Genomic DNA, 23,936 nt, shown 5'->3' with positions numbered 1-23,936 from the left:
GCAACGTAAAGTTTATGTTCCTGTGTAAACTTGGCCATTGGTGCGGGCACCTCCTATTGTTGATTGGGGTGTCCAACAATAGGGGTGCAGCTCAACTTTGCTGAGGAGACTCGGCCGAATGTCCGTGGAAAGCGGAGCAGTTCCCCTCACCCTGAAGCACATACTTATTGACAGAGTATTGGACTACCATAGTCTGTGTGAAAATCACAGCAATCTTATAAAAGAACTTAAGTGGGTGACTAAACTCTCTTCCAATAGCAACCACTGCTATAAAAAGAGCCTCTACAGGGGAAAATAGATTTTAGAAAATTATTTAAACTTAAGGGCTAGGAAAGAATAATAATTCTATGTTATATTGGTACATAATTCTTTAACGAGTTGAAGGGGGAAAGTGAAATGAGATACTTAACATCTGGAGAATCACATGGACCACAGTTAACGACCATCATTGAAGGGCTTCCGGCAGGGATGCCTTTAGAAGCTGAAGATATAAATGAGAACCTGGCAAGAAGGCAGAAAGGCCATGGACGTGGACGGAGAATGCAAATTGAGACGGACCGAGCATCGATTGTAGGAGGCGTAAGACATGGGCACACCCTCGGATCTCCACTCGGGTTGGTTGTCGAGAACAAAGATTGGACTCACTGGACTAAGGTAATGGGGATCGAACCTCTGGAAGATGGTGTGGAGGAAGAAATCAAAAGAAAAATTTCGCGTCCAAGACCTGGACATGCAGACCTCGTAGGCGGAATGAAATATGGACATAGAGATCTTAGAAACGTACTGGAAAGGTCCTCTGCAAGGGAGACGACGGTTAGGGTCGCAGCAGGGGCCGTTGCCAAGAAGTTATTGAAGTTACTGGGGATTGAAGTAGTCGGACATGTCCTTGAAATCGGAGGCATTAAATCAGGAAAGCTTCATTATGATTCCATAAATGAACTGAGGGATGTGACGGAAGCATCGCCTGTACGCTGTCTTGATGAAGAAGCCAGCCAGAAGATGATGAACCTGATAGATGAAGCTAAGAAAAATGGGGATTCAATAGGCGGTGTAGTAGAGGTCATCGTTGAAGGAATGCCATCAGGGGTTGGCAGTTATGTTCATTATGACCGTAAACTGGATGCGAAAATCGCCATGGCAGTCATGAGTATCAATGCCTTCAAAGGAGTCGAATTCGGTCTGGGCTTTGAAATGGCCAGAAAACCGGGAAGTGAAGTCCATGATGAAATTGCATGGAGTGAAGAAAAAGGGTACTTCCGGAAGACGAATCGATTAGGCGGTTTTGAAGGGGGTATGACAACAGGTATGCCAATTTCAGTCAAGGGAGTCATGAAGCCGATCCCAACCCTTTATAAACCTCTTCAAAGTGTTGACATCGAAACGAAGGAACCATTCAAAGCTAGCATTGAGAGGTCAGATAGTTGTGCAGTGCCTGCAGCAAGTGTAGTGGCGGAAGCCGTTGTGGCCTGGGAGCTTGCCTCTGCCATCGTCGAACAGTTCAATAGTGACCAATTTGAAAAGCTCCGTCAAGATATCGATAGACATCGTCAAGAATCAAAGGAGTATTAATAAATGGAACAGGTAACCATTCAAACCGCTTCAAAGACATACGATGTAAAGATTGGAGTGGGAATGACCAATGAAATCGTTTCTTTTATTAAGAAGGCGTTTAAAGATGTATCAAAGGTGTGGATCATAGCCGATGAATCAGTATACAACCTTCATGGGGAAGCTTTCTCTAATGCTATCGGCCAGTTTTTCGAAGTAACCACTTATCAAGCTCCTAAAGGGGAGAAGGCGAAAAGCTTTTCCGCCTATGAAGAGGCGATAACACACGGCCTTCAGCATCATGTGGATCGTAAATCTATTGTGATTGCCTTCGGTGGCGGAGCCATAGGTGATCTAGCCGGCTTCATCGCGTCTACGTATATGAGGGGAATCCCTTTCATCAGCGTTCCGACGACAATCCTTGCCCATGACAGCGCAGTGGGAGGGAAAGTGGCAATCAATCATCCATTAGGTAAGAATATGGTGGGGCAATTTTATCAACCCGAAGGTGTATTCTTCGATTTGGATTATTTTTTTACTCTACCAAAACATGAAGTGCTGTCCGGCTTCGCTGAGGTAATCAAACATGCATTGTTATCAGATAAGGGATTTATAAATGATCTAATGCACTCATTCCGATCTGCAGAAAATCTCGATAAGGACTTTCTGACAGATTGCCTGGTTAAAGGCATTAAGGTGAAAGGGGCAATTGTATCAAAGGATGAGAGAGAGTCGAATATCCGGGCATTCTTGAATTTCGGACACACTTATGGTCATGCTGTTGAAAGTGCAAGCGGCTATGGAAATCGGACTCATGGTGAGTCGGTCATGATCGGAATGGTCTTCGCTTTATATCTTAGTGAACGTTACAGCGGCCTGCCATTTGACTTGGAGTCGTTTATCCAGTGGGTCAAGTCACTCGGTTATAATCTGACGGTTCCATCAAGCATCGATTTTGATACATTATACGAAGGAATGAAACGTGATAAGAAGTCCTTAAACGGCCAGCCCGTTTTCATTTTATTAAAGGATATCGGTGACCCTTTGATAGAAGACGTGAAGAAAGAGGATCTGAAACAAGCGGATGAATTCATTCGGAAGTTGTAAAACCTTCCCTTAAAGGGAAGAGATAGAGTATAAAAAAGTGAGAATAAAGGGAGAGTGGAAGAATGATCAGGGGAATTCGAGGTGCCACCACAGCAGATCATGATGATGAAAAGGAAATTCTCCTTTCAACCGAAAGTCTCTTAAAGGAAATGATCTTACATAATGATATAAAGGCAGATAAGGTCGCATCTGTTTTCATTTCTGCGACAAATGATATCAAGAGCGTTTTCCCTGCCAAAGCATTAAGGGGGTTTGAGGATTGGAAATATGTCCCTGTCATGTGCATGCAGGAGTTAGATATACCTCATGGACTGCCTTTGTGCATTAGAGTGATGATTCATTACCATACGTCAACACCTCAAAGGGATATCCAACATATTTATATGGAAAATGCAGTCAGCCTCCGTCCTGACTTGAAAAAGGATTAGCCATCTTTGGAAGAGATGAAAAAGACTGAAAGGAAGTTAAACATGAAGTGGAAACCCCAGATTCAGAATTTAAAAGCATACCAGCCCGGAAAAACGATGGATGATGTGAAAGAGTTATTCAATCTTGAGAAAGTGGTGAAGCTTGCATCGAATGAAAACCCATTCGGCTGTTCAAAGAGCGTTGAGACGTTTCTTAAAACGAATGCACTTTCTCATGCAATCTATCCTGATGGTTATGCGAAAGAATTACGCCTCAAGGTGGCAGGATACTTATCTGTGGAACCTGGACAATTACTATTTGGAAATGGATCAGATGAAGTCATAGAAATCATCTCCAGGGCTTTATTGGGTGTTGGGAAAAGCACTGTAATGGCAACACCGACCTTTCCCCAATATAAACACAATGCGATTGTAGAAGGGGCAGAAATCCGTGAGGTCCCACTGGATTCAGCGGGAAGGCATCAATTGGACAAAATGCTTAAAGAGATCGATGACACCACTTCGGTTGTCTGGTTGTGTTCACCTAATAATCCCACGGGGGAATATATTCGTAACGGGGAACTCATTTCCTTTTTAGATGCTGTCCCTCCACATGTTCTCGTTGTATTGGACGAAGCCTATTACGAGTATGTGGTGGCGGAGGATTATTATGATTCTTTAGAATTATTGAAGTCCTATCCTCAATTATTGATCACACGGACCTTTTCGAAAGCCTACGGTTTAGCAGGATTCAGAGTAGGATTCGGGATAGGTAGAGATGACGTGATCGGGAAACTCGAACCAATCCGTGAACCTTTCAATAATAATACACTTGCTCAAGGAACGGCTTCAGCGGCCATCGATGATCAGGCATTTATACAGGAATGCAGGGACCATAATCGAAAAGGACTGGAGCAGTATTACCAGTTCTGTGAGGAACAAGGTCTGGATTATTTCCCTTCACAAGCGAACTTCGTATTAATTGATTTCGGAGTTAGCGGTGACGAAGTGTTTCAATATTTAATGAGTAAAGGATATATCGTCCGCTCAGGAGTTGCCTTAGGATTCCCTCAATCTGTAAGGGTGACGGTTGGATCCCATGAACAAAATGAAGAAGTCATTGACAAAATGAAGGAATTTCTAGCCCTTCAAAGAAGTGTATGAAGTGAGGTCGGGTGGGCGTGTGCCCTTTCCGGCTTTTTTCAAATAGGATGATGGAGGGACAACGATGAATGGAACAGTGTTAATCATAGGCATGGGGTTGATTGGTGGGTCTCTTGCCATCTGTATAAAAAAAGAACATCCCAATGCGAAAATCATTGGGCATGATGTGAATCATAAAGAATTAAGACTTGGCAGTTCCTTAGGTATAATCGATGAAATGTCTCTTTCATTACAGCATGCTGCAGAACAAGCGGATCTCATCATTATTTCTACCCCTGTTTTCCAAACCGAGAAGATCATCGAGCAATTTAAATCATTTTCATTGAAAGAAAACGTATTGATTACAGATACCGGCAGTACAAAAGAATCAATCATGAAGAAATCGGACTGGATGTCAAGAAGAGGAATCCAATTTATCGGGGGGCACCCGATGGCAGGCTCACACAAGAGTGGAATTGCCGCTGCGAAAGAAATTTTGTTTGAAAATGCTTTCTATATGCTCACTCCGAGTCCCAGCGCTCGAGAGGAAAACGTGACCGAGCTTCAGGAGTGGCTGAAAGGGACACATGCTAAATTCTTGATGGTAGAACCGCGGGAACATGATGAACTGACGGGCATAATCAGTCATTTTCCTCATATCATTGCAGCTTCCCTGGTTCACCGGGCGAAGGTTTCTTCGGCTTCGCACCCATATTTGAGAAGGCTTGCTGCAGGCGGATTTCGTGATATAACCCGGATCGCCTCTTCCAATCCTACAATGTGGAAGGACATTACCATTCAAAACAGGAAGGTCTTGCTTGCTCTTCTTGAGGAGTGGAAGGCTGAAATGGAGGAAGTTGTTTCCTTTGTCAGTATGAATGATACTGAGAAGATATTCAATTACTTTCAAGATGCAAAGATATTTAGGGATGATCTACCGATTCTTGAAAAAGGGGCGATTCCTTCGTTCTACGATCTATTTGTAGATGTACCCGACTATCCAGGAGTAATCTCTGAAGTGACGGGCTATCTTGCACAGGAAAAGATCAGTTTAACGAATATCAGGATCATGGAAACGAGAGAAGATATATATGGAGTATTAGTGATCAGCTTTCAAACATTGGAAGACAGGGAGAGAGCTCTTCACTGTTTAAGTAATCAGACGAATTATGAATTATTCTTGGGATAAAGGGTGATACGGATGAAAGCAAAGAAAAGACTGTCAAATCCAAATAAAGGTTTGAATGGAGAGCTGCAAGTACCGGGGGATAAATCGATTTCCCATCGATCGATCATGTTTGGATCGGTTGCTGAAGGCAAAACGGTTATACATAATTTTCTTATGGGAGAGGATTGTTTAAGCACCATTTCCTGCTTTCGTAAGTTAGGTGTGGAGATTACGGTCACACAAGATGAAGTGATTGTATATGGTAACGGGTGGGATCACCTAAAAGAACCGGTGGATATTCTGGATGTAGGGAATTCGGGGACTACTACCCGTCTTATCATGGGGATTCTGGCAGGAAGACCATTTCATTCGGTTCTTATTGGGGATTCCTCCATCGCCAAGCGACCGATGAAGAGGGTGACAGAGCCGCTGAAGAAATTCGGTACCGTGATAGATGGCCGTTCTGAAGGCAATTTCACTCCGCTATCCATCAGGGGTGGAAATCTGAAAGGCATTCATTATTCATTACCTGTTGCAAGTGCCCAAGTAAAGTCCGCCCTCATATTGGCGGGGCTCCAGGCGGATGGAGTGACTGAAATAGTTGAGCCGCAGCAGACGAGAAACCATACGGAAAAGATGATTCTCGAGTTTGGCGGGAAGATTGAAAAACATGGAGATACCATTAAGGTCCAAGGCGGGCAAGTACTAAAAGGAACAGAAATTTATGTTCCAGGAGATATCTCATCAGCAGCCTTCTTTATGGTGGCTGCCGCCATTGTTCCCCATAGTAAAGTACTGTTAAAGAATGTAGGTCTTAATGAAACCCGTATTGGGATAGTGGAAGTCATGAAGAAAATGGGTGCATCTATAGAAATAGTGGAGCATTCCAAAGCGGGGGAACCGATCGGAGACATTCTTGTTCAATCTTCGGAGCTTACAGGGATTGAAATCGGTGGAGACCTGATTCCTTCATTAATTGATGAAATTCCGGTCATTGCCCTATTAGCCACACAAGCGAAAGGGAAGACGGTCATCAGGGACGCAGAAGAATTAAAGGTAAAGGAAACCAATCGTATCGATGCAGTCGTGAAAGAGCTTGGCAAGCTTGGTGCGAACATTCAAGGAACAGAAGATGGAATGGTCATTGAGGGTAAAACTCCGTTACACGGAGGAGAGGTTCATTCATGGGGAGATCACCGGATTGGAATGACTCTTGCTGTAGCCTCATTGCTGACTGAATCTGATGTCTATTTAGAGGATGCAGAGGCAGTGAAGATATCGTATCCCGATTTCTTTGAGCATATAAATCAACTGTTGGAACATGAGTAATAGAATTTTTTTCTTTGAGGCGGGTGGACGGAGGATGTCCATCCGCTTCCCCTTTTTATAAGTGGTGACATGAATTCATCCTTTCCGTCATAGCTTGTCTATAAAGGAAGGTGATGAATGGTTGAGCACATATATCATTGAAAATGCAAATTGGGTGAAGGAAACTAAACTTACTCACACATCCCTTTTGATCGAAGATGGCAGGGTTTCAGCCATCAGGGATAACTTTCGGTATTATAGGTACATGCGAATGGATGTCTCACGTTTTCTCATGACACCAGGGCATGTCATGTGTGATACAGAGGTGCCAAAAGGTAGCGATTTTGTCTCCGTGAAGAATTATTATCTTAGTGAATTTATTAACAGAGGCTGTACGACAGTCCTGACATCATTTTCAATACGGTATGAATATGAATTCCTGAAAGAATTACATGAGCGGAAAATCTCATTGATAAACTGTCCTCTGGATTACACAATAGGATTAAAAACAACCCCGAATCTGGTGACCCCGAGCATCATACGATCATGCAAGCGGCATAAAGTCCCCGTGATATGGATCGAGATGGATGGGACAGATGCATTTAGAAATATTCCCTGGGGGTGGATCAAAGGGTTATTATATGATTACCCTATTACTTTTGTCCCTTTTTTTACGACAAACCTAGACAATAAAACAAAAATAAAGCATCTTAAAATGTGGCAGAATTCGATGGAAAGCGAGGGTATTCCCCATTTCCCCGATGAGATCCCCCAAAAAGAACCGCTGAAATTAAATGTATTGAAAAAAATTGGAATATATCCTCTTAGAGGAAATTTTTTGGTGGGTGGAGAAATAAGTTATAACCTCTATATGAAACGAGATGACACAGCTATTGAGCCATTATCATTTCATTATGATCATCATGTGCTAAAATGTACAATGAATAAGGGGAAATATCATTACGTGAATAATAGAGGGTACTTTCATCCTGGAGCAGGTGAAGAACTGATCATCCGAACACCAGGGTATTTTACTTAACTCAATACAAGCTTTTTTATAGAAAGGGATTGACCATGTCATACGCTGAACAAATGTTATCTTCCTTGGAGGAAGGGAATTTAGAAGAAGCAAAGAAATATTATAGCCAGGTATTGAAGTTTGGAAGCCACGAAGAAAAGTTCAGCCTGGCCGAAGAACTGCATCATTTGGGATTTCTGGATGAAGCGAAAGAGCTGTACGGCATTCTCCTTCAATATTATCCGGGTGAAGGTGAACTACTTGTTGAACTGGCAGAAGTGCTGGTGGAGATGGACAAGGAAGAAGAAGCCATCGAAACCCTCGCAGAGTTGGATGAGGGTGACCCCATCTATCCCAGGGCACTGCTTCTGTTAGCAGATCTATACCAAATGCAGGGGTTGTTCGAAGTAAGTGAACAGAAGCTTCTTCAAGCCAAGAAGCTATTACCTGAAGAACCGGTCATTGATTTCGGGTTGGGGGAACTTTATTCCGAGACTGGAAGGTTCCTTGAAGCAATCAGGCACTATCAGGCTCTCATAGAGAAGGGAACGACTGAACTCGGAGGAACGAATGTCCACCAAAGATTGGCTGAGGCCTATAGTGTCGGAGGGGCATTTGAAGAGGCTCTAACACATTATGAAAAAGCCCTTCAAGACCATCTAGAGATTAATACCCTTTTCGGCTACGCATTTACCGCCTATCAGGCGGGATACTACGAAAAAGCGATTGAAAAATTTGCTTCTGTCAAAGAACTGGATCCGGAATATCATTCTGTGTACTTATTACTCGCTAAATCATATGAACGTGAAGAGAAGCTTCAGGAAAGCCTGGAGACGGTTCAAGAAGGAGTAAAGCAGGATGAATTTAATAAAGAGCTGAATTTATTCGGGGGGAAAGTTTCCCTGAAGCTTGGACTTGAAAATGAAGCAGAAGCATTCCTTCGAGAAGCCTTGGTACTCGATCCCGGCTATGTGGAGGCAGCTCTGATCATCAACAAATTGTTCTTTACACAGGACCGATTTGACGATGTCCTGGAGATCGCACGGATGCTGACGGTAGAAGGAGAAGAGGAGCCCCAAATGAAATGGGATCTTGCAAAGGCTTATGAAGGGCTTGAACAATATAATCATGCATTAAAACAATACCGTGTTGCATATACTTACTTTAAGAATCATCAAGAGTTTTTGCTAGAGTTCGGACAATTTCTAGTAGAGGAAGGACTCAGGGGTGAAGCAGTAGAAGTATATAAACACCTGATTGAAATGGATCCTTCAAATGATGAGTGGCAGGATTTGATTGAAAGATTACAAGACTGACGACGGCGGTGGGTTAAGGGATTGACTGAAGGATAAGAGTGAAACGAAGGATTGTGAACATGACTGAACTTTATCGCGAAAAGAAAACGGACCTTATAAAAAAGGATTCTGCAGAGGAGGGAAAACCATGACCACCCCTGTTTCTGTCAACGAGAAGAAAGAATTTATCCGCTGGTTTTTGAACCGATACCAACTAAAACGAAGAGAATGTGTGTGGATCTTGAATTATCTGATGAGTCATGACCAGTTAATGAAAAAGGTTCATTTTGTCGAAGAATCCCAATACTGTCCAAGGGGACTGGTGATGTCGACACATTGTGTCGAGGATGTTCCATTCCGCTTCTACAAGGAGAATATCATGACGACGGACGCAGAAAAATCGTTTCATGATATCCGCTTGAACAAAGATGAAGATATTTACATTCAGCTAAACTTCAGTAAAGCAAATTCAAGTTACCAATTTGCAGCCGTACTTGAAGAAAATCCGTTTATGCCGAAGTACCTTCTGATCAATGAAAAAGACAGAATGGTAGCGGAGCAGTTCCTGAACGACAGCTTGCAGACTTTCAGGAGAGATCATTTATTGAAGGCGATTGACCAAGCGTTGGACAGCGGGGACAAAAAGGCATTTAATCGATTGACTAAAGAATTGAATAACCTGACCTGATGAATCGAATGAAGAGATACATTTCTCTTCATTCGATTTTTTATTGCCTTTTTTAGATAGGAAGATTAAGAATGGAGCATACTAGTATCGAGGCTCTATTCACAGCCCTGGCTGAATGACCGGTTAACAAAGCCGGGTGAGTATTTCAGTGAAGGCAATGCAAACATTCATGGGAAACAGGTAAAGTTTAAAAGTGAAATCGCTTTAAATAGAAGGAGATAAAGTGATATGATGGGATGTGAAAAATGAAAGAAAAAAAGTGAGGGTTACACATGAATTGGAACGTAAAAGATATTGAAGTGTTTGAAGCTGAAAAAACATACATAGATACGGCAGTCATTCCGATGGTCCCTGTTGATTTCGGGAAGGATATAAGAGTCTCAGCTGCACAATCAGAGTTTATCAATCTACTCACCATGCATCTTGAAAGGCAGTTCAAGGGAAGAATGATGATGACGCCGTCATTTACGTATCGAATGTCTTCTTTGATTGATAGCGAGGTGGAGAGGTTATCCGATTGGGCAGAAGAATTAAGTGCCAGCGGAGTGAAGCATATCTTCTTTTTAACCTCGGACAGCGGGTGGAAAAAAATCGAAGATCAATTAGGTGACCGCTTGATCTGGGTACCTTCCATCCCCCTTGAGGATCTGGATGAACAGTATAAGCACTCCATCATGGAAGATCAGGTGAAGCAACTGTTGAATGTGATTGTACAAAAATGGCAAAAAAATTCATAAAAACTTCACATTGTTTCCATCTTTTAGATTAGAGAGTTATTGACCTTGTATAGAGTTTAATATATCATAGTTATGTCCTAGTTTTATATTTGTGCGAAATATGTCCGACGGACTTACCTTACGATAGAGGGGGGAAAAGGATGAGCAAACATCGTGTATCTAGACGTCAATTCCTTAACTATACACTTACGGGTGTAGGCGGTTTCATGGCGGCGGGAATGTTAATGCCGATGGTTCGCTTCGCAGTGGATCCCGTTTTGAAAACGGAAGCTGCGGGAGATTTTAAAGCGACAAAGCAAAAGGTTTCAGAATTAACGAATGAACCAGTACGTGTCGATTTCTCTTACGAGCAAAAAGATGCATGGTACACATCAGAAGTGACACAGACCGCTTGGGTTTATAAGAACAAAGAAGGCAAAATCATTGCTCTTTCACCGGTTTGTAAACACCTTGGTTGTACAGTAAACTGGAATGGGAATCCGGATCATAAAGAAATGTTCTATTGCCCATGTCATGGTGGAATGTACCACAAAAATGGTAAGAATGTACCCGGTACACCACCGACAGCACCGTTGGATTCATATCCAACAAAAGAAAAAGACGGGATTTTATATCTTGGACAACCAGAACCAAATAAATTTGTTAAGTAAGGGGGCGTAATCTGTGCTGAACAAGATCTATGATTGGGTTGACGAGCGTTTAGACATTACGCCTTTGTGGCGCGATATCGCGGATCACGAAGTACCTGAACATGTAAACCCTGCGCATCATTTTTCTGCGTTTGTTTACTGCTTCGGAGGGTTGACTTTCTTCGTAACCGTAATTCAAATTCTATCAGGAATGTTCTTAACGATGTACTATGTTCCTGATATTAAGAACGCTTGGGAATCTGTGTATTATCTGCAAAATGAAGTGGCATTTGGACAAATTGTCCGTGGAATGCATCACTGGGGAGCAAGTTTGGTTATCGTAATGATGTTCTTACATACACTACGCGTTTTCTTCCAAGGTGCATACAAAAAACCTCGTGAATTGAACTGGGTTGTTGGGGTTCTTATTTTCTTCGTTATGTTAGGGCTGGGCTTCACCGGTTATTTACTACCGTGGGATATGAAAGCGCTATTCGCGACGAAAGTAGGTCTTGAAATTGCAGGAGCTACTCCATTTATTGGAGATCAAGTGAAAATGTTATTAGCTGGTGATGCTCATATCGTCGGAGCACAGACTTTGACACGATTCTTCGCCATTCACGTATTCTTCTTGCCTGCTGCTTTACTTGGATTAATGGGAGCTCACTTCCTGATGATCCGTAAGCAAGGTATTTCAGGACCGTTGTAAGATATTTATTAACCTAATAAAAGGAGGGGGACACTATGCATCGAGGAAAAGGGATGAAGTTTGTAGGGGACTCCCGGGTTCCTGCAGACAGAAAGCCGAATATACCGAAAGACTATTCGGAGTTCCCTGGTAAAACAGAAGCTTTCTGGCCAAACTTCTTATTAAAAGAGTGGCTGGTAGGTGCTGTTTTCCTTATCGGTTACCTATGTTTAACGGTTGCTCATCCATCACCGTTAGAACGTATTGCCGATCCGACGGATACTGGATATATTCCATTACCTGACTGGTATTTCTTATTTTTATACCAATTACTTAAGTACACATATGCATCTGGACCTTATAATGTTATCGGAGCGTTCGTTATTCCTGGAATCGCATTTGGAGCACTTCTACTTGCACCATTCATCGACAAAGGACCTGAACGCCGTCCAACAAAACGTCCGCTTGCAGTAGGATTCATGATATTGGCACTCGCAGCTACGTACTTCCTTACTTGGGAATCTGTTGCAACTCATGACTGGGAAGCAGCGAAGGAACAAGGGAAGATCCGTGCTGAAGTGGATATCGATAAGGAATCTGAAGGATACAAAATCTTTTCTGACCAGAAGAATGGTTGTATCAACTGTCATGGTGAAAATCTGCAAGGGGGAGCAGGTCCTTCTTTAATCGGAACGGGTCTTGCACCTGAAGAAATTGCAAAAATCGCTAAAAACGGTAAACCACCTGGCATGCCAGCAGGTTTATTTAAAGGGACAGACGAAGAGTTAAAGAAACTATCTGAATTCATCTCTGGTTTAGAAGAATAATGATAAGAGGGGCCAGCTTATGTTGGCCCTTTTTTTAATTTGAAAGCGAGGTGTAACGGATGCTTTGGATCATGACAATATTGAGAAATAAAATGTTTTTATGGTTACTACTAATTGTGAATCTTTTCGGCACTATATATGGGTATATATGGTATATGCCTCAACTTCGAAATACACCTTCACAATTTTTATTATTTGTTCCGGATAGTCCGACAGCCAGCTTGTTTTTTTGTTTTGTATTAATTGCATTTTTACTGAATCGAAACTGGCCTATTTTCGAAGTGCTAGCAATCATTACACTGTTTAAATATGGGGTCTGGGCGGTGGTCATGAATCTGCTGACTCTTTGGGTTTCGGGTGATTTGCCGTGGGAGGGATATATGCTGATGGCTTCACACGGGGCAATGGCCGTTCAAGGCATCTTGTATTCCTCATTTTACAGGGTGAAATGGTGGCATATCATTGTCGGTGCCGTTTGGACCATCCATAATGATATCATTGACTATGTATATATGCAGTTCCCTATATACTCCAAACTATATATGTATATTCAGAATATAGGGTATTTTACATTCTGGCTCAGCATCGTTTCCATCGCTATCGCCTATTACTTCACTCAAAAAACGAATCGATTAGATATCCACAACAAGGTGATGTGATTTTGTGGTCTACTCTTGTCCTCCCACTCATAAACTTTATTAGTAGTTTTAGGGGGGACAAGTATGAAATTCATCCAATTTATTATTACCGCTTTCTTATTTCTCATTTTAGTGCCTCAACCATTAATCGCAGTAGAGTCAACGTCTCCAATGAACGAGCTTGATGAAATTTCAGATCAGGCCTTACAGATGACAAAGGCAGGACGATATGAAGAAGCAAAGCATCTTTTAGTGTATTTCTCCGATGAATTCGCTTCTTTGAGTGCTCAGGAGTCTTTTTCTATGGATGAGTTGAGGATCTTAACCATCTCTCATAATTTGGCGGTGGAAAGTATCAATCAAACATCTCTTGACCAGGAACAGAAGGTGAACGCCGTTACCAAGTTCAGACTTGTGATGGATGCATTAAACAGTCAGCACCAACCATTATGGGTTGAGATGGAAGACCCGATCATGGAAGCCTTCAATGGTGTGAAGATTGCAGCTGAAAATGGAAACGCAGATGATTATCAAATGACATTGAATGTTTTTTTGTCCAAATATAATATCATTCAGCCGAGTATCAAATTAGACATCCCTGTTGAGCGGGCTCAAGTGTTGGATGCAAGGATATCTTACTTGGACCATTATCGACAGGACGTGTTGGAAAGTACAGAAACGATGAGTGAGCTGGCAGCTTTGGAAACAGATCTACACAAGCTATTTGAGAATATGACAGAAGACGAAGCGGATCCTTCCCTTTGGTGGGTCATCATATCGACAGGCAGTATCATCGTTTCTACATTATCTTATGTAGGTTGGAGAAAATATAAGGGACAAAGTGAAGTGAAAAAATCAGAACGGCAAAAAAATTGACACCGCCCTTTTTGCGCTATAAAATTTAGGTAATCTATACATCTGGAGGTTAATGCGATAATGGCAGGATTTTTGATTTACTTTTTACTGATAGCTCTTATTCCAATTGGAGCTCAGATGCGCGTAAAGAGTACCTTTAAGAAATATTCACGAGTAGCCACTACTTCCGGTATGACCGGAAGGGAAATGGCCAGAAGAATCCTAGATGAAAACGGGTTGCACAATGTTAAAGTAGTCGAAGGCAGAGGGTTTTTGAGTGATCACTATAATCCAATGACTAAAACAGTTGCATTGTCGCCTGATAATTATCATGGACATTCGGTAGCTGGAGCGGCTGTTGCTGCCCATGAAGTCGGTCATGCAATACAAGACGCTGAAAGCTATGCATTTCTCAGGTTCCGGCATGCTCTCGTTCCCGTTGCGAATATTGGCTCAAATATGTCTTGGATCTTCTTGATGATCGGTATATTCACTCAATTATCTGGAATGTTCCTGCTCGGTATCATTCTGATGGCTGCAGGGGTGGTATTTCAATTGATCACTCTTCCAGTTGAGTTTAACGCTTCATCAAGAGCAATGGATCAAATCGTTTCACTAGGATTGATCCGCAACGAAGAAGAGCGACATGCCAGAAAAGTACTGAACGCAGCAGCGATGACGTATGTAGCGGCCGCAGCAGTGGCAATCATCGAACTATTGAGATTAGTATTGATCTTCACCGGTATGAATGGTGACGATTAACTCCATAAATGAAAAAGCTAGACTCAACGCGGAGTCTAGCTTTTTTAGGTTATACATTAATCATGCAGGGGGTTCTTGTCTGCGTCAAGTGTGAATCCTTCGCCGAGGACGTCGTGTACGACGGTGACGGATACAAAGGCATGAGGATCGACACTGGTGATGATATTCTTAAGTCGTACGATTTCATTCTTTCCGACCACGCAATAAAGGACTTCTCGATCTTGCTTCGTAAACGAGCCGTGGCCCCTTAAGACGGTTACTCCACGGTCCATTTTCTCATTGATGACACTTGCGATTTCTTCATGGCTCTCGGATATGATCATGGCACCCCTGGCAGAATATGCCCCTTCCTGCATGAAGTCGATGACTCTTGCTGCAACAAAGACAGCAACGAGGGTGTACATCGCTTGCCTGTACTCCAAATATGTAATGAGTGAAATACCGATGACGACAGCATCGAACATGAACATGGTTTTCCCCATGCTCCAGCCTACGTATTTGTGGGCTAGCCGGGCGATAATATCGACACCGCCAGTTGTACCTCCGTACCTGAATATGATTCCTAGACCAATTCCGATAAATATGCCTGCGAACAGGGCAGCCAGGAATAGATCCCCTTCCAGGTCGATGGTCATTTGGTACCTCTGGAAGATCCATAGAAATACCGAAAGGGCAACCGTTCCGATCACCGTATAATAGAAGGCTTTCTTTCCGAGGAGCTTCCATCCCAGGAAGAATAGGGGTATATTTAAGGCAAGGTTGGAGTACGAAGGGTCAATATCAAATAGGAAATAAAGAATAAGTGTGATGCCCGTGAAACCACCTTCAGCCAGTTTATTTTGAATATTGAAGTGTACTAGACCAAAAGCAAATATAGCGGAACCCAATAAGATGAACAATATATTCTTAACACGCAATCCCAACATCTGTGATTCCCTCCTTTTATTAGTATTATCTCGTTGACAGAGACATTATATAAGAAGAAAAACAAACTGGCAATGAAGAGTTATGAAATCAAACGTTATATTTGTCAAACGGGAAGGATTTAGCTAACATGATAGGAGATAATGAAGGAGTGAAGCTTCTTATGACAAAGGATAAAACGATGAAACAATTACAAACAGAAGTGGACGAATACATAAGTCAATTCAAAGAAGGATATTTCAGTCCATTGGCCATGGTAGCTCGTCTTACCGAGGAGCTTGGTGAATTAGCGAGAGAAGTTAATCACCGCCATGGAGAAAAGCCTAAAAAAAGCACGGAAGAAGAAAATACGATTGAAGAGGAGCTCGGCGATCTTTTGTTTGTCGTCATCTGCCTGGCTAATTCCCTTGATATCAGCCTTGAAGAGGCCCACAACCGGGTGATGCACAAGTTTAATACCAGAGATAAAGATCGCTGGACGAGAATTGAAGGTGGGGATGAAGATGGAACAAATTAACGTCACGATTGCAGGACCAAGAGGGAGAATGGGGAAAGAAGCTGTTCAATTGGTGAAAGAAACCGAACACTTTACGCTCATAAGTGTCATCGACCACAAAAAGGAAGTCGATCTTGATGTACCGGTGTATGTGGATATTGAAGAATGTTTTCAGAATCGTACGCCACATGTGCTGATTGACTTAACAACACCAGAAGTCGGGTACCATCATACAAAGACAGCACTCCAGTATGGGGTCAGACCAGTTGTCGGTACAACAGGTTTCTCGAAAGAAGAGCTGAATGAATTGAAGGAACTCGCAGAATCGAAATCGCTTGGGTGCATCATAGCTCCCAACTTTGCCATCGGAGCCGTGCTCATGATGAAGTTCTCTCAAATGGCAGCAAAATACTTTAATGATGTGGAAATCATAGAATTGCATCACGATCAAAAGCTGGATGCACCTTCAGGTACGGCTTTGAAAACCGCTGAAATGATCAGAGAAGTGAGGGAAACGAAGAAACAGGGGCACCCTAATGAGAAAGAAACGCATCCCGGTGCAAGGGGAGCGGATGTAGATGGGATGCATATCCACAGTATTCGACTTCCAGGACTCATTGCCCATCAACAGGTGATGCTTGGGGCCGAGGGACAGACATTGACAATCCGCCATGATTCCTTTAACCGTGGAAGCTTCATGTCGGGTGTAAAAGTGTCCGTAGATACGGTCATGAAACTGGATACATTGGTTTATGGACTCGAAAATATACTAGACTAAAGGGTGAGTGTAAATGAATATTGCGCTGATTGCTCATGATAAGAAAAAAGATGATCTTATTCGTTTCGTACTTGCATATAAGTCCATCATAGAGAAACACACCCTTTTTGCCACAGGGACAACGGGAAAAAGGATCGGGGAAGAAACAGGTTTACCCATCCATCGCTTTAGGTCAGGACCTCTTGGAGGAGATCAGGAAATCGGATCTTATATTGCCAATGATAAAATGGACCTTGTCCTGTTCTTCAGGGATCCCCTGACAGCACAGCCCCATGAACCAGATGTATCGGCACTGATCAGGCTGTGTGATGTATACGCCGTACCGCTTGCAACCAATATGGGCACGGCTGAGGTGCTGGTGAGAGGTCTCGAAAGGGGAGACATAGAGTGGAGGAGTGTAGTGAGGGATAAGGAGGAATAGTGTGAGTCAACAAATTGATATCCTGGCTTTCGGTGCCCATGCCGACGATGTGGAAATCGGAATGGGTGGGACACTTGCGAAGTATGCTGCTGAGGGAAAGAAGATTGTTATATGTGACATGACAACGGCAGAACTATCTTCCAATGGAACGGTTTCTGACAGGAAAGAGGAAGCTTTGAAAGCAGCAACCATTTTAGGGGCATTGAAAAGGGTGACCCTTGATATACCGGATAGAGGAATTTACATAACAGATGAAAACATTGGGAAAATCGTGAAGGTAATAAGGACGTATCAACCGAAAGCGATCTTTGCTCCCTATGATCAAGATCGCCATCCTGACCACGGGAATGCTTCGCGACTGGTCAAGGAAGCATTTTTCTCCGCGGGGATCCGGAAGTTTGATCCGGACATTTCTGCGCACAAAGCCCAACACCTTTACTTTTATATGATAAACGGGTTTCATAAACCTCAATTTGTAGTTGATATCGAACCTTATATTCAAACAAAGGTAGAGAGCTTACAAGCATATGGAAGTCAATTCACTCAAGGGGTGGGTGGAGTAGCGACTCCTCTGACAGAGGGATATATCGAAGCGGTGGAAGCAAGGGAGAGGATAATGGGGAAAGATGCGGGACTACGCTATGCGGAAGGATTCTTTTCCTATAACCCACTCATTTTGCATCAAGATTTGTTAGGAGATTAATGGTATGAAGAAGTTGAAAATAGGCATAACATGCTATCCTACAGTCGGTGGCTCCGGTGTAGTGGCAACGGAGCTTGGGAAACTACTGGCTGAGAAAGGGCATGAAATACATTTTATTACCTCGAGCATCCCATTCAGGTTGAACAAAATGTATCACAATATCTACTTTCACCAAGTGGAAGTGAGTCAGTATTCCGTATTTCAATATCCTCCATATGACCTGGCACTGGCGAATAAAATGGCGGAAATAACGGAACGTGAGAATCTGGACATCTTGCATGTTCATTATGCAATCCCCCATGCTGTATGTGCCATATTGGGGAAACAAATGTCAGGGAAAGATGTCAAGATCGTCACCACTCTTCACGGCACTGATATCACTGTGCTAGGGTATGATCCATCTTTGACCGGTGCCATCCGATTCGGCATCGAGAAGTCGGATGTCGTGACGGCTGTTTCTAGCGCCCTGGTGAAACAGACCTATGATTTGATTCAACCGGATAAAGAAATACAAACGGTTTATAATTTTATAGATGAGCGGGTATATAAGGCAGTGGATTCTCGTCATCTTAGAAAAGAATATGGAATTAAGGATCATGAAAAAGTGATCATTCATGTATCGAACTTCCGTGGTGTGAAAAGGGTCACAGATGTCGTAGATTCTTTCGACCTGATTCAAAGGGAAATCCCATCCAAGCTACTTCTTGTGGGGGACGGACCTGAAATGACTCTCATATGTAAACAGGTAAGGGACCTGGGGCTAGAGGATCGTGTCTTGTTCCTTGGCAAACAGGATAATCTTGAAGAGCTCTATTCTATCAGCGATATCAAACTGTTACTTTCAGAAAAAGAGAGTTTCGGCCTGGTTGCCCTTGAAGCAATGGCGTGTGGTGTTCCAAGTATCGGAACGAATGTGGGAGGAATTCCCGAAGTGATTGAGGATGGCTACAACGGCTTTATTTGCGAAATCGGGAACGTCAAACAGGTGGCCGCGAAGTCTCTGCAATTGCTAAGGGATGTTCAACTCCATAAAGAAGTTTCAAGGAATGCTCTTCAAACCGCCCGGACAAAATTCCACTCAAGCAAGATTGTCGAGCAATATGAAGGAATCTACAGGGATCTACTGTGAACGATCTTGGTGATTAGGATTTAAGTAAAGCAGGTGTTATAAATGTTGCCAACCATATTCCAACAAGCGGTTCCCGTATTAAAAAAGCTTGAGAAGGCAGGATTCGAAGCATACTTCGTTGGAGGATCTGTGAGGGACTTTATCCTCGGCAGGACAATCAATGATGTGGATATTGCTACGTCTGCCTATCCGGAAGAAGTGAAAAGGATTTTCCAAAAGACGATTGATATCGGGATTGATCATGGGACGGTCCTCGTCTTGGAGGGCGAAAGAGAGTATGAAATCACGACGTTTAGAACCGAATCTTCTTATGCTGATTTTAGGAGACCGGATAAGGTGGAGTTCATCCGTTCCCTCGAAGAGGATTTAAAACGTAGGGATTTCACTATGAACAGTATGGCCATGGATGGAGAGGGTCGGGTACGAGATCCTTTCCAGGGCAAGAAAGATATACATAACAAATTGATCCGTACCGTGGGCTCACCGGAATTAAGGTTTTCAGAGGACGCCCTGCGCATGATGAGGGCAGTACGGTTTGTCAGTCAACTTGGATTTGAGCTGGAGGCGTCTACACTCACTGCATTGGAAGAGCACTCGAAGCTGCTTCAGCATATAGCTGTTGAAAGAAAAACAATGGAGTTTGAAAAAATACTGGACAGTACCTGGAAGCAAGAAGGGCTGAACCTTCTTATCCGAACCGGCTTATATAAGGAACTTCCACATTTAATCAACTATCACCAACAGCTACAAGAGGCAGCGAGTCTTTCTGGCTTGGATAATTTAACAAAGGAACAGACATGGTTACTTCTTCTGACATATATAAGGGAGGAAGAAAGAGGTGTTTTTCTGAAAGGCTGGCGGCTTCCTACCAAAATGATCAAGTACCGTGCCAAAGAATTGGATATTCTGAAAGAAAGAAAGGCATCGGGGTGGACAAAGCCATTACTGTTTCGTGCAGGTCTTGAGGCTGCACTCAATGTAGAAAAGGTATATGGATGTTTGAATCCACAAGCGGATGAGGAGAACATAAGAGAGCACTACCATAAACTTGCTATATTCTCCAGACAACAGCTTGATGTAACAGGTTCGGATTTAATGGCATGGGCAGACAAAAAGGGAGGCCCATGGGTAAAAGAAATATTATATGAAGTTGAAACGGCGATCATTAATGAAACACTCACCAATGAAAAAGAAGAGATTAGGAGGTGGCTGAAAGCATGCAATCGACTATAAGAAAAAAAGTTCTTAAGGCATTATTTGAATCGAATCAGGAATTTTTATCGGGACAAGCCCTTGCAGATATTGCTGGATGTTCAAGGACGGCTATCTGGAAACATATAGAAGAACTTCGTAAGGAAGGCTTCGTCTTGGAAGCGGTAAGAAAGAAAGGTTATCGGATCATTGAAACGCCTGATAGTGTAACGGAAAGTAAAATACGTTTAGGATTGCAAACTCACACGTTAGGTACTGTTATTCACTATGAAGAATCTGTTCCCAGTACTCAGAGAATCGCTCACACCCTGGCAAGTGACGGTGCAGTAGAAGGTACGTTAGTGATTGCGGACGAACAGACTGCAGGTAGGGGCAGATTGATGAGAGAGTGGCACTCATCCAAAGGGACGGGCATTTGGATGAGCTTAATCTTAAAACCGCTCCTGCCGCCGCAAAAAGCTCCTCAATTCACCCTGATTACAGCAGTTGCAGTGGTTCAGGCTATCGAGGAAGTGTCTGAACTCAATCCCCAAATCAAATGGCCGAATGATATACTCATTGATGGGAAAAAGGTGACGGGGATCCTGACTGAACTACAAGCGGAATCGGACAAAATCAACTCCATCATTATCGGCATCGGGATGAATGTCAATCAGACGAAGGAACATTTTCCAGATGAGATTCAAAAGATCGCCACCTCTCTTTCCATCGAGGAGGGGAAAACCTTGTCGAGATCGCTCATTGTGCAAAGGCTGCTCGAACGAATAGAGGCGTTGTATTCCCTATATATGAAAGAGGGGTTCACTCCCATAAAACTATTATGGGAGAGCTATGCCATCAGTATCGGAAAGAAAATCCGGGCAAGAACCATTAATGGTACCATTGAAGGCAGGGCACTTGGGATTACAGAGGAAGGGGTCCTGAAGATTGAGGATGCCCATGGAACGATCCATCAGATTTACTCTGCGGATATTGAAGTGAATGTTTAATGAAGAGCGGGGTGGAGGCTGAAATCAGTATATCCATCCCGCTTATTTATGGTATAATCTCATTGGGCAGTATCATTCGAACTGCACCTGCTGTTACATGAATAACAAGCATTCAATACTATTTCTGCCTTGATCCATTGCGGACTGGGACAGAGGGTCGAAACCATGATATCAAACACTTATGATCCTTCTGTCATTTTTTACAGGAGGTTTTTTTATTTTCTTATGAAAGTGCTTTCAATCTAAGTTTCGTCACCTCTGACTGAAAAGAAGGAGGATAACATGAAACAAACAACAGATTTTTTAAAGATGAAGAGTGAAAAAGAAAAGATTTCCATGATTACGGCTTATGATTATCCAAGCGCCAAAGCGGCAGAGGAAGCGGGAATCGATGTCATCCTCGTAGGTGATAGTCTCGGTATGGTTGTATTAGGGTATGATTCAACAGTGCCTGTGACGGTCGATGATATGATTCATCACACCAAAGCTGTAAAAAGAGGGGCAAAAAACACGTTTATCATCACGGATATGCCATTTATGTCGTACCACTTGTCGAGGGAAGAGACTTTGAAAACAGCTGCAGATATTCTCCAAAAAGGAGGAGCACATGCTGTGAAGGTGGAAGGTGGCGCCCATGTCATCGATCGAATTCAGGACTTAACAAGTGCGGGAATTCCTGTAGTAGCTCACTTAGGATTGACTCCTCAATCAGTAGGTGTCCTTGGAGGGTATAAAGTACAAGGGAAAACGGCAGATACCGCCAGGAAATTGATTGACGACAGCATAAAATGTGAACAGGCTGGTGCCTTTGCTCTCGTGCTTGAATGTGTGCCAAAGCAAATCGCAAGGGAGATCTCGGAAGCGTTATCGATACCGACGATAGGAATCGGTGCGGGCGTTGAAACCGATGGACAGGTCCTGGTCTTCCATGACCTTGTTACTTATGGTGTAAACCGTGTACCTAAGTTTGTCAAACAATATGGAAATGCATCCGATGTCATGCATAACAGTATCAAAACCTATATAGAAGAAGTGAAAGGGGAGCTCTTCCCAGCAGAGGAGCATTCCTTTACGATGCGGGATGAAGAACTAGATTCTCTCTATGGCGGGTTAAAAAAATGAAGGTCATCACTACTATTCATGAATTGCAATCGAATATAGAGAGTTTGAAAAAATCGGTTACCACGATCGGATTCGTCCCAACAATGGGTTACCTCCATGAGGGGCATTTGACCTTGGCGAAAGAAGCGAGGGATCACAATGAAGTCGTCGTGATGAGTATATTTGTGAATCCCCTGCAATTTGGTCCAAATGAGGATTTTGACCGATATCCCCGTGATGTTGAAAGAGATACAGCATTAGCAAGGAACGCCGGAGTTGATATCCTTTTTATTCCCAATACGGATGACGTCTACAGGGGAAAGCAATCCGTCACCATGAGTGTGAAAGAGCGTGTAGATGTACTGTGTGGGCGGAAGCGGGAAGGTCATTTTGACGGAGTAGTGACAGTCCTGACAAAGTTGTTTCATCTTGTCCAGCCGACCAGGGCATATTTCGGACAAAAAGATGCTCAACAAGTTGCGGTTGTTGATGGATTGGTTAAAGATTATTTCTTTCCTATTAAGATCGTCAGAGTCCCGACAGTCAGGGAAGAGGATGGGCTGGCGAAGAGCTCGAGAAATGTCTATCTTTCTCAACAGGAAAGAAGAGAAGCCCCTATACTCTATCAAAGTTTGAAAAAAGCAAGAGAAAGTATAATGGGTGGTGAGCAGGATCCTTCTGTTATTATGAGGAACATCTGCGATATGATCCAGGAACACACTTCAGGGAAAATCGATTACGTGGAACTGTATTCCTACCCTGAGCTTTACGAGCTGAACAGACTCGAAGGGGAGATCATTATAGCGGTAGCGGTACAATTTAAACAAGCGAGATTAATCGATAATATAATCATCAGTGTAGAACCGGAGGAGAAATTAAATGTATAGAACAATGATGAGTGGTAAAATTCATAGAGCGACTGTAACAGAAGCAAACCTTGATTATGTCGGAAGCATTACCATCGACGAGGATATTCTGGATGTTGTCGGAATGCTTCCGAATGAAAAAGTTCAGATTGTCAATAACAATAACGGAGCTCGACTCGAGACGTATATCATTCCCGGTGAAAGGGGTAGCGGCGTCATCTGTTTGAACGGAGCGGCGGCAAGACTCGTACAAAAAGGTGACATCGTCATCATCATATCCTATAAAATGGTAGCTGAAGAAATGGTCCATAACCATACTCCAAGAGTGGCGATCATGGGTGAACATAACCGGGTGGTCGATATGATCGGTACAGAACCTGAAGCGACAATACTATAAACGATGGGCAAGTCTCCTGATTTAGGAATAGGAGACTTGCTTTTTTGTTTATGGTACACTTATTTAGAAAATCATAAGAGTAGGATCTATATAAAGGCAGTG

At 42.9% G+C, this 23,936-nt stretch carries 27 protein-coding genes; 26 read left to right on the top strand and 1 reads right to left on the bottom strand.

Annotated features, from left to right (window positions below):
- Positions 1-396: 396 nt before the first annotated feature.
- From aroC to ACIGG7_RS21735, 16 genes are all read left to right on the top strand, one after another.
- Entirely contained in the window at positions 397-1,569 is a 1,173-nt protein-coding gene (gene aroC / locus ACIGG7_RS21810; RefSeq protein ID WP_397551017.1) for a chorismate synthase, read from the top strand.
- A gap of 3 nt (positions 1,570-1,572) precedes the next feature.
- Positions 1,573-2,655, top strand: coding sequence for a 3-dehydroquinate synthase (gene aroB, locus ACIGG7_RS21805; protein WP_397551016.1), 1,083 nt, complete (start codon positions 1,573-1,575; stop codon positions 2,653-2,655).
- 62 nt (positions 2,656-2,717) lie between these two features.
- Entirely contained in the window at positions 2,718-3,083 is a 366-nt protein-coding gene (gene aroH, locus ACIGG7_RS21800) for a chorismate mutase (RefSeq protein WP_224940379.1), read from the top strand.
- Positions 3,084-3,125: 42 nt separating this feature from the next.
- The gene (hisC, locus tag ACIGG7_RS21795; RefSeq protein ID WP_224940380.1) at positions 3,126-4,226 is read left to right on the top strand and encodes a histidinol-phosphate transaminase; all 1,101 of its coding nucleotides are present in this window, start codon (positions 3,126-3,128) and stop codon (positions 4,224-4,226) included.
- Positions 4,227-4,290: 64 nt separating this feature from the next.
- Positions 4,291-5,394, top strand: a complete 1,104-nt coding sequence (locus tag ACIGG7_RS21790; RefSeq protein WP_224940381.1) for a prephenate dehydrogenase — start codon at positions 4,291-4,293, stop codon at positions 5,392-5,394.
- A gap of 12 nt (positions 5,395-5,406) precedes the next feature.
- Positions 5,407-6,702: a 3-phosphoshikimate 1-carboxyvinyltransferase gene (aroA, locus tag ACIGG7_RS21785; protein ID WP_224940382.1), complete on the top strand. Its 1,296-nt coding sequence runs from the start codon at positions 5,407-5,409 to the stop codon at positions 6,700-6,702.
- Between the two features lie 562 nt (positions 6,703-7,264).
- Positions 7,265-7,720: a hypothetical protein gene (locus tag ACIGG7_RS21780; RefSeq protein WP_224940383.1), complete on the top strand. Its 456-nt coding sequence runs from the start codon at positions 7,265-7,267 to the stop codon at positions 7,718-7,720.
- Between the two features lie 35 nt (positions 7,721-7,755).
- Positions 7,756-9,015 carry a tetratricopeptide repeat protein gene (locus tag ACIGG7_RS21775; RefSeq protein WP_224940384.1) on the top strand — a complete coding sequence of 420 codons (1,260 nt, stop codon included), beginning with the start codon at positions 7,756-7,758 and terminating at the stop codon, positions 9,013-9,015.
- Between the two features lie 127 nt (positions 9,016-9,142).
- Entirely contained in the window at positions 9,143-9,682 is a 540-nt protein-coding gene (locus ACIGG7_RS21770) for a ReoY family proteolytic degradation factor (protein WP_224940385.1), read from the top strand.
- A gap of 272 nt (positions 9,683-9,954) precedes the next feature.
- Positions 9,955-10,419 (top strand): YpiF family protein, encoded by a 465-nt coding sequence (locus ACIGG7_RS21765; protein WP_224940386.1) that lies wholly within the window; start codon positions 9,955-9,957, stop codon positions 10,417-10,419.
- A gap of 140 nt (positions 10,420-10,559) precedes the next feature.
- Complete coding sequence (locus ACIGG7_RS21760) at positions 10,560-11,069, top strand: QcrA and Rieske domain-containing protein (RefSeq protein WP_224940387.1); 510 nt, start codon at positions 10,560-10,562, stop codon at positions 11,067-11,069.
- Positions 11,070-11,082: 13 nt separating this feature from the next.
- Entirely contained in the window at positions 11,083-11,757 is a 675-nt protein-coding gene (gene qcrB / locus ACIGG7_RS21755; protein ID WP_032087896.1) for a menaquinol-cytochrome c reductase cytochrome b subunit, read from the top strand.
- Between the two features lie 35 nt (positions 11,758-11,792).
- The gene (locus ACIGG7_RS21750; protein WP_224940388.1) at positions 11,793-12,563 is read left to right on the top strand and encodes a menaquinol-cytochrome c reductase cytochrome b/c subunit; all 771 of its coding nucleotides are present in this window, start codon (positions 11,793-11,795) and stop codon (positions 12,561-12,563) included.
- 59 nt (positions 12,564-12,622) lie between these two features.
- On the top strand, positions 12,623-13,222 hold the full coding sequence (gene lhaT / locus ACIGG7_RS21745; RefSeq protein WP_483880681.1) for a lipoprotein heptaprenylglyceryl N-acetyltransferase LhaT: 600 nt from the start codon (positions 12,623-12,625) through the stop codon (positions 13,220-13,222).
- 63 nt (positions 13,223-13,285) lie between these two features.
- On the top strand, positions 13,286-14,077 hold the full coding sequence (gene ypjB / locus ACIGG7_RS21740; protein WP_224940390.1) for a sporulation protein YpjB: 792 nt from the start codon (positions 13,286-13,288) through the stop codon (positions 14,075-14,077).
- A gap of 60 nt (positions 14,078-14,137) precedes the next feature.
- Positions 14,138-14,818: a zinc metallopeptidase gene (locus ACIGG7_RS21735; protein ID WP_397551015.1), complete on the top strand. Its 681-nt coding sequence runs from the start codon at positions 14,138-14,140 to the stop codon at positions 14,816-14,818.
- 56 nt (positions 14,819-14,874) lie between these two features.
- Here ACIGG7_RS21735 and ACIGG7_RS21730 read toward each other — a convergent pair whose 3' ends face one another.
- The gene (locus ACIGG7_RS21730) at positions 14,875-15,744 is read right to left on the bottom strand and encodes a YitT family protein (RefSeq protein ID WP_224940392.1); all 870 of its coding nucleotides are present in this window, start codon (positions 15,742-15,744) and stop codon (positions 14,875-14,877) included.
- Between the two features lie 161 nt (positions 15,745-15,905).
- Here ACIGG7_RS21730 and ACIGG7_RS21725 point away from each other — a divergent pair, with 161 nt between their 5' ends.
- The 10 genes from ACIGG7_RS21725 (at position 15,906) to panD (ending at position 23,834) form a co-directional block, all read left to right on the top strand.
- Positions 15,906-16,259, top strand: coding sequence for a nucleotide pyrophosphohydrolase (locus ACIGG7_RS21725; protein ID WP_224941302.1), 354 nt, complete (start codon positions 15,906-15,908; stop codon positions 16,257-16,259).
- Positions 16,246-17,016: a 4-hydroxy-tetrahydrodipicolinate reductase gene (gene dapB, locus ACIGG7_RS21720; RefSeq protein WP_224940393.1), complete on the top strand. Its 771-nt coding sequence runs from the start codon at positions 16,246-16,248 to the stop codon at positions 17,014-17,016. Before ACIGG7_RS21725 ends, dapB begins: the two co-directional genes overlap by 14 nt.
- A gap of 13 nt (positions 17,017-17,029) precedes the next feature.
- The gene (gene mgsA / locus ACIGG7_RS21715; RefSeq protein ID WP_224940394.1) at positions 17,030-17,437 is read left to right on the top strand and encodes a methylglyoxal synthase; all 408 of its coding nucleotides are present in this window, start codon (positions 17,030-17,032) and stop codon (positions 17,435-17,437) included.
- A 1-nt stretch (position 17,438) separates the two neighbouring features.
- A complete protein-coding gene (bshB1, locus tag ACIGG7_RS21710) occupies positions 17,439-18,140 on the top strand; it encodes a bacillithiol biosynthesis deacetylase BshB1 (RefSeq protein ID WP_224940395.1) in 702 nt (233 codons plus the stop codon).
- Positions 18,141-18,144: 4 nt separating this feature from the next.
- Positions 18,145-19,269: an N-acetyl-alpha-D-glucosaminyl L-malate synthase BshA gene (gene bshA, locus ACIGG7_RS21705; RefSeq protein ID WP_224940396.1), complete on the top strand. Its 1,125-nt coding sequence runs from the start codon at positions 18,145-18,147 to the stop codon at positions 19,267-19,269.
- A gap of 42 nt (positions 19,270-19,311) precedes the next feature.
- Positions 19,312-20,502: a CCA tRNA nucleotidyltransferase gene (locus tag ACIGG7_RS21700; protein ID WP_397551014.1), complete on the top strand. Its 1,191-nt coding sequence runs from the start codon at positions 19,312-19,314 to the stop codon at positions 20,500-20,502.
- Positions 20,487-21,470, top strand: coding sequence for a biotin--[acetyl-CoA-carboxylase] ligase (locus ACIGG7_RS21695; RefSeq protein WP_224940398.1), 984 nt, complete (start codon positions 20,487-20,489; stop codon positions 21,468-21,470). The genes ACIGG7_RS21700 and ACIGG7_RS21695 overlap by 16 nt, the downstream gene beginning before the upstream one ends.
- A 282-nt stretch (positions 21,471-21,752) precedes the next feature.
- On the top strand, positions 21,753-22,592 hold the full coding sequence (gene panB, locus ACIGG7_RS21690) for a 3-methyl-2-oxobutanoate hydroxymethyltransferase (protein WP_224940399.1): 840 nt from the start codon (positions 21,753-21,755) through the stop codon (positions 22,590-22,592).
- Entirely contained in the window at positions 22,589-23,458 is an 870-nt protein-coding gene (gene panC, locus ACIGG7_RS21685; RefSeq protein ID WP_224940400.1) for a pantoate--beta-alanine ligase, read from the top strand. The genes panB and panC overlap by 4 nt, the downstream gene beginning before the upstream one ends.
- Positions 23,451-23,834 (top strand): aspartate 1-decarboxylase, encoded by a 384-nt coding sequence (panD, locus tag ACIGG7_RS21680; protein WP_224940401.1) that lies wholly within the window; start codon positions 23,451-23,453, stop codon positions 23,832-23,834. Before panC ends, panD begins: the two co-directional genes overlap by 8 nt.
- Positions 23,835-23,936: the final 102 nt, after the last annotated feature.

The organism is Rossellomorea sp. NPDC077527, assembly GCF_044542955.1.
In the GTDB taxonomy this organism is placed as follows: domain Bacteria; phylum Bacillota; class Bacilli; order Bacillales; family Bacillaceae_B; genus Rossellomorea; species Rossellomorea aquimaris_E.
This window is presented reverse-complemented; position numbering and strand designations above follow the sequence as displayed.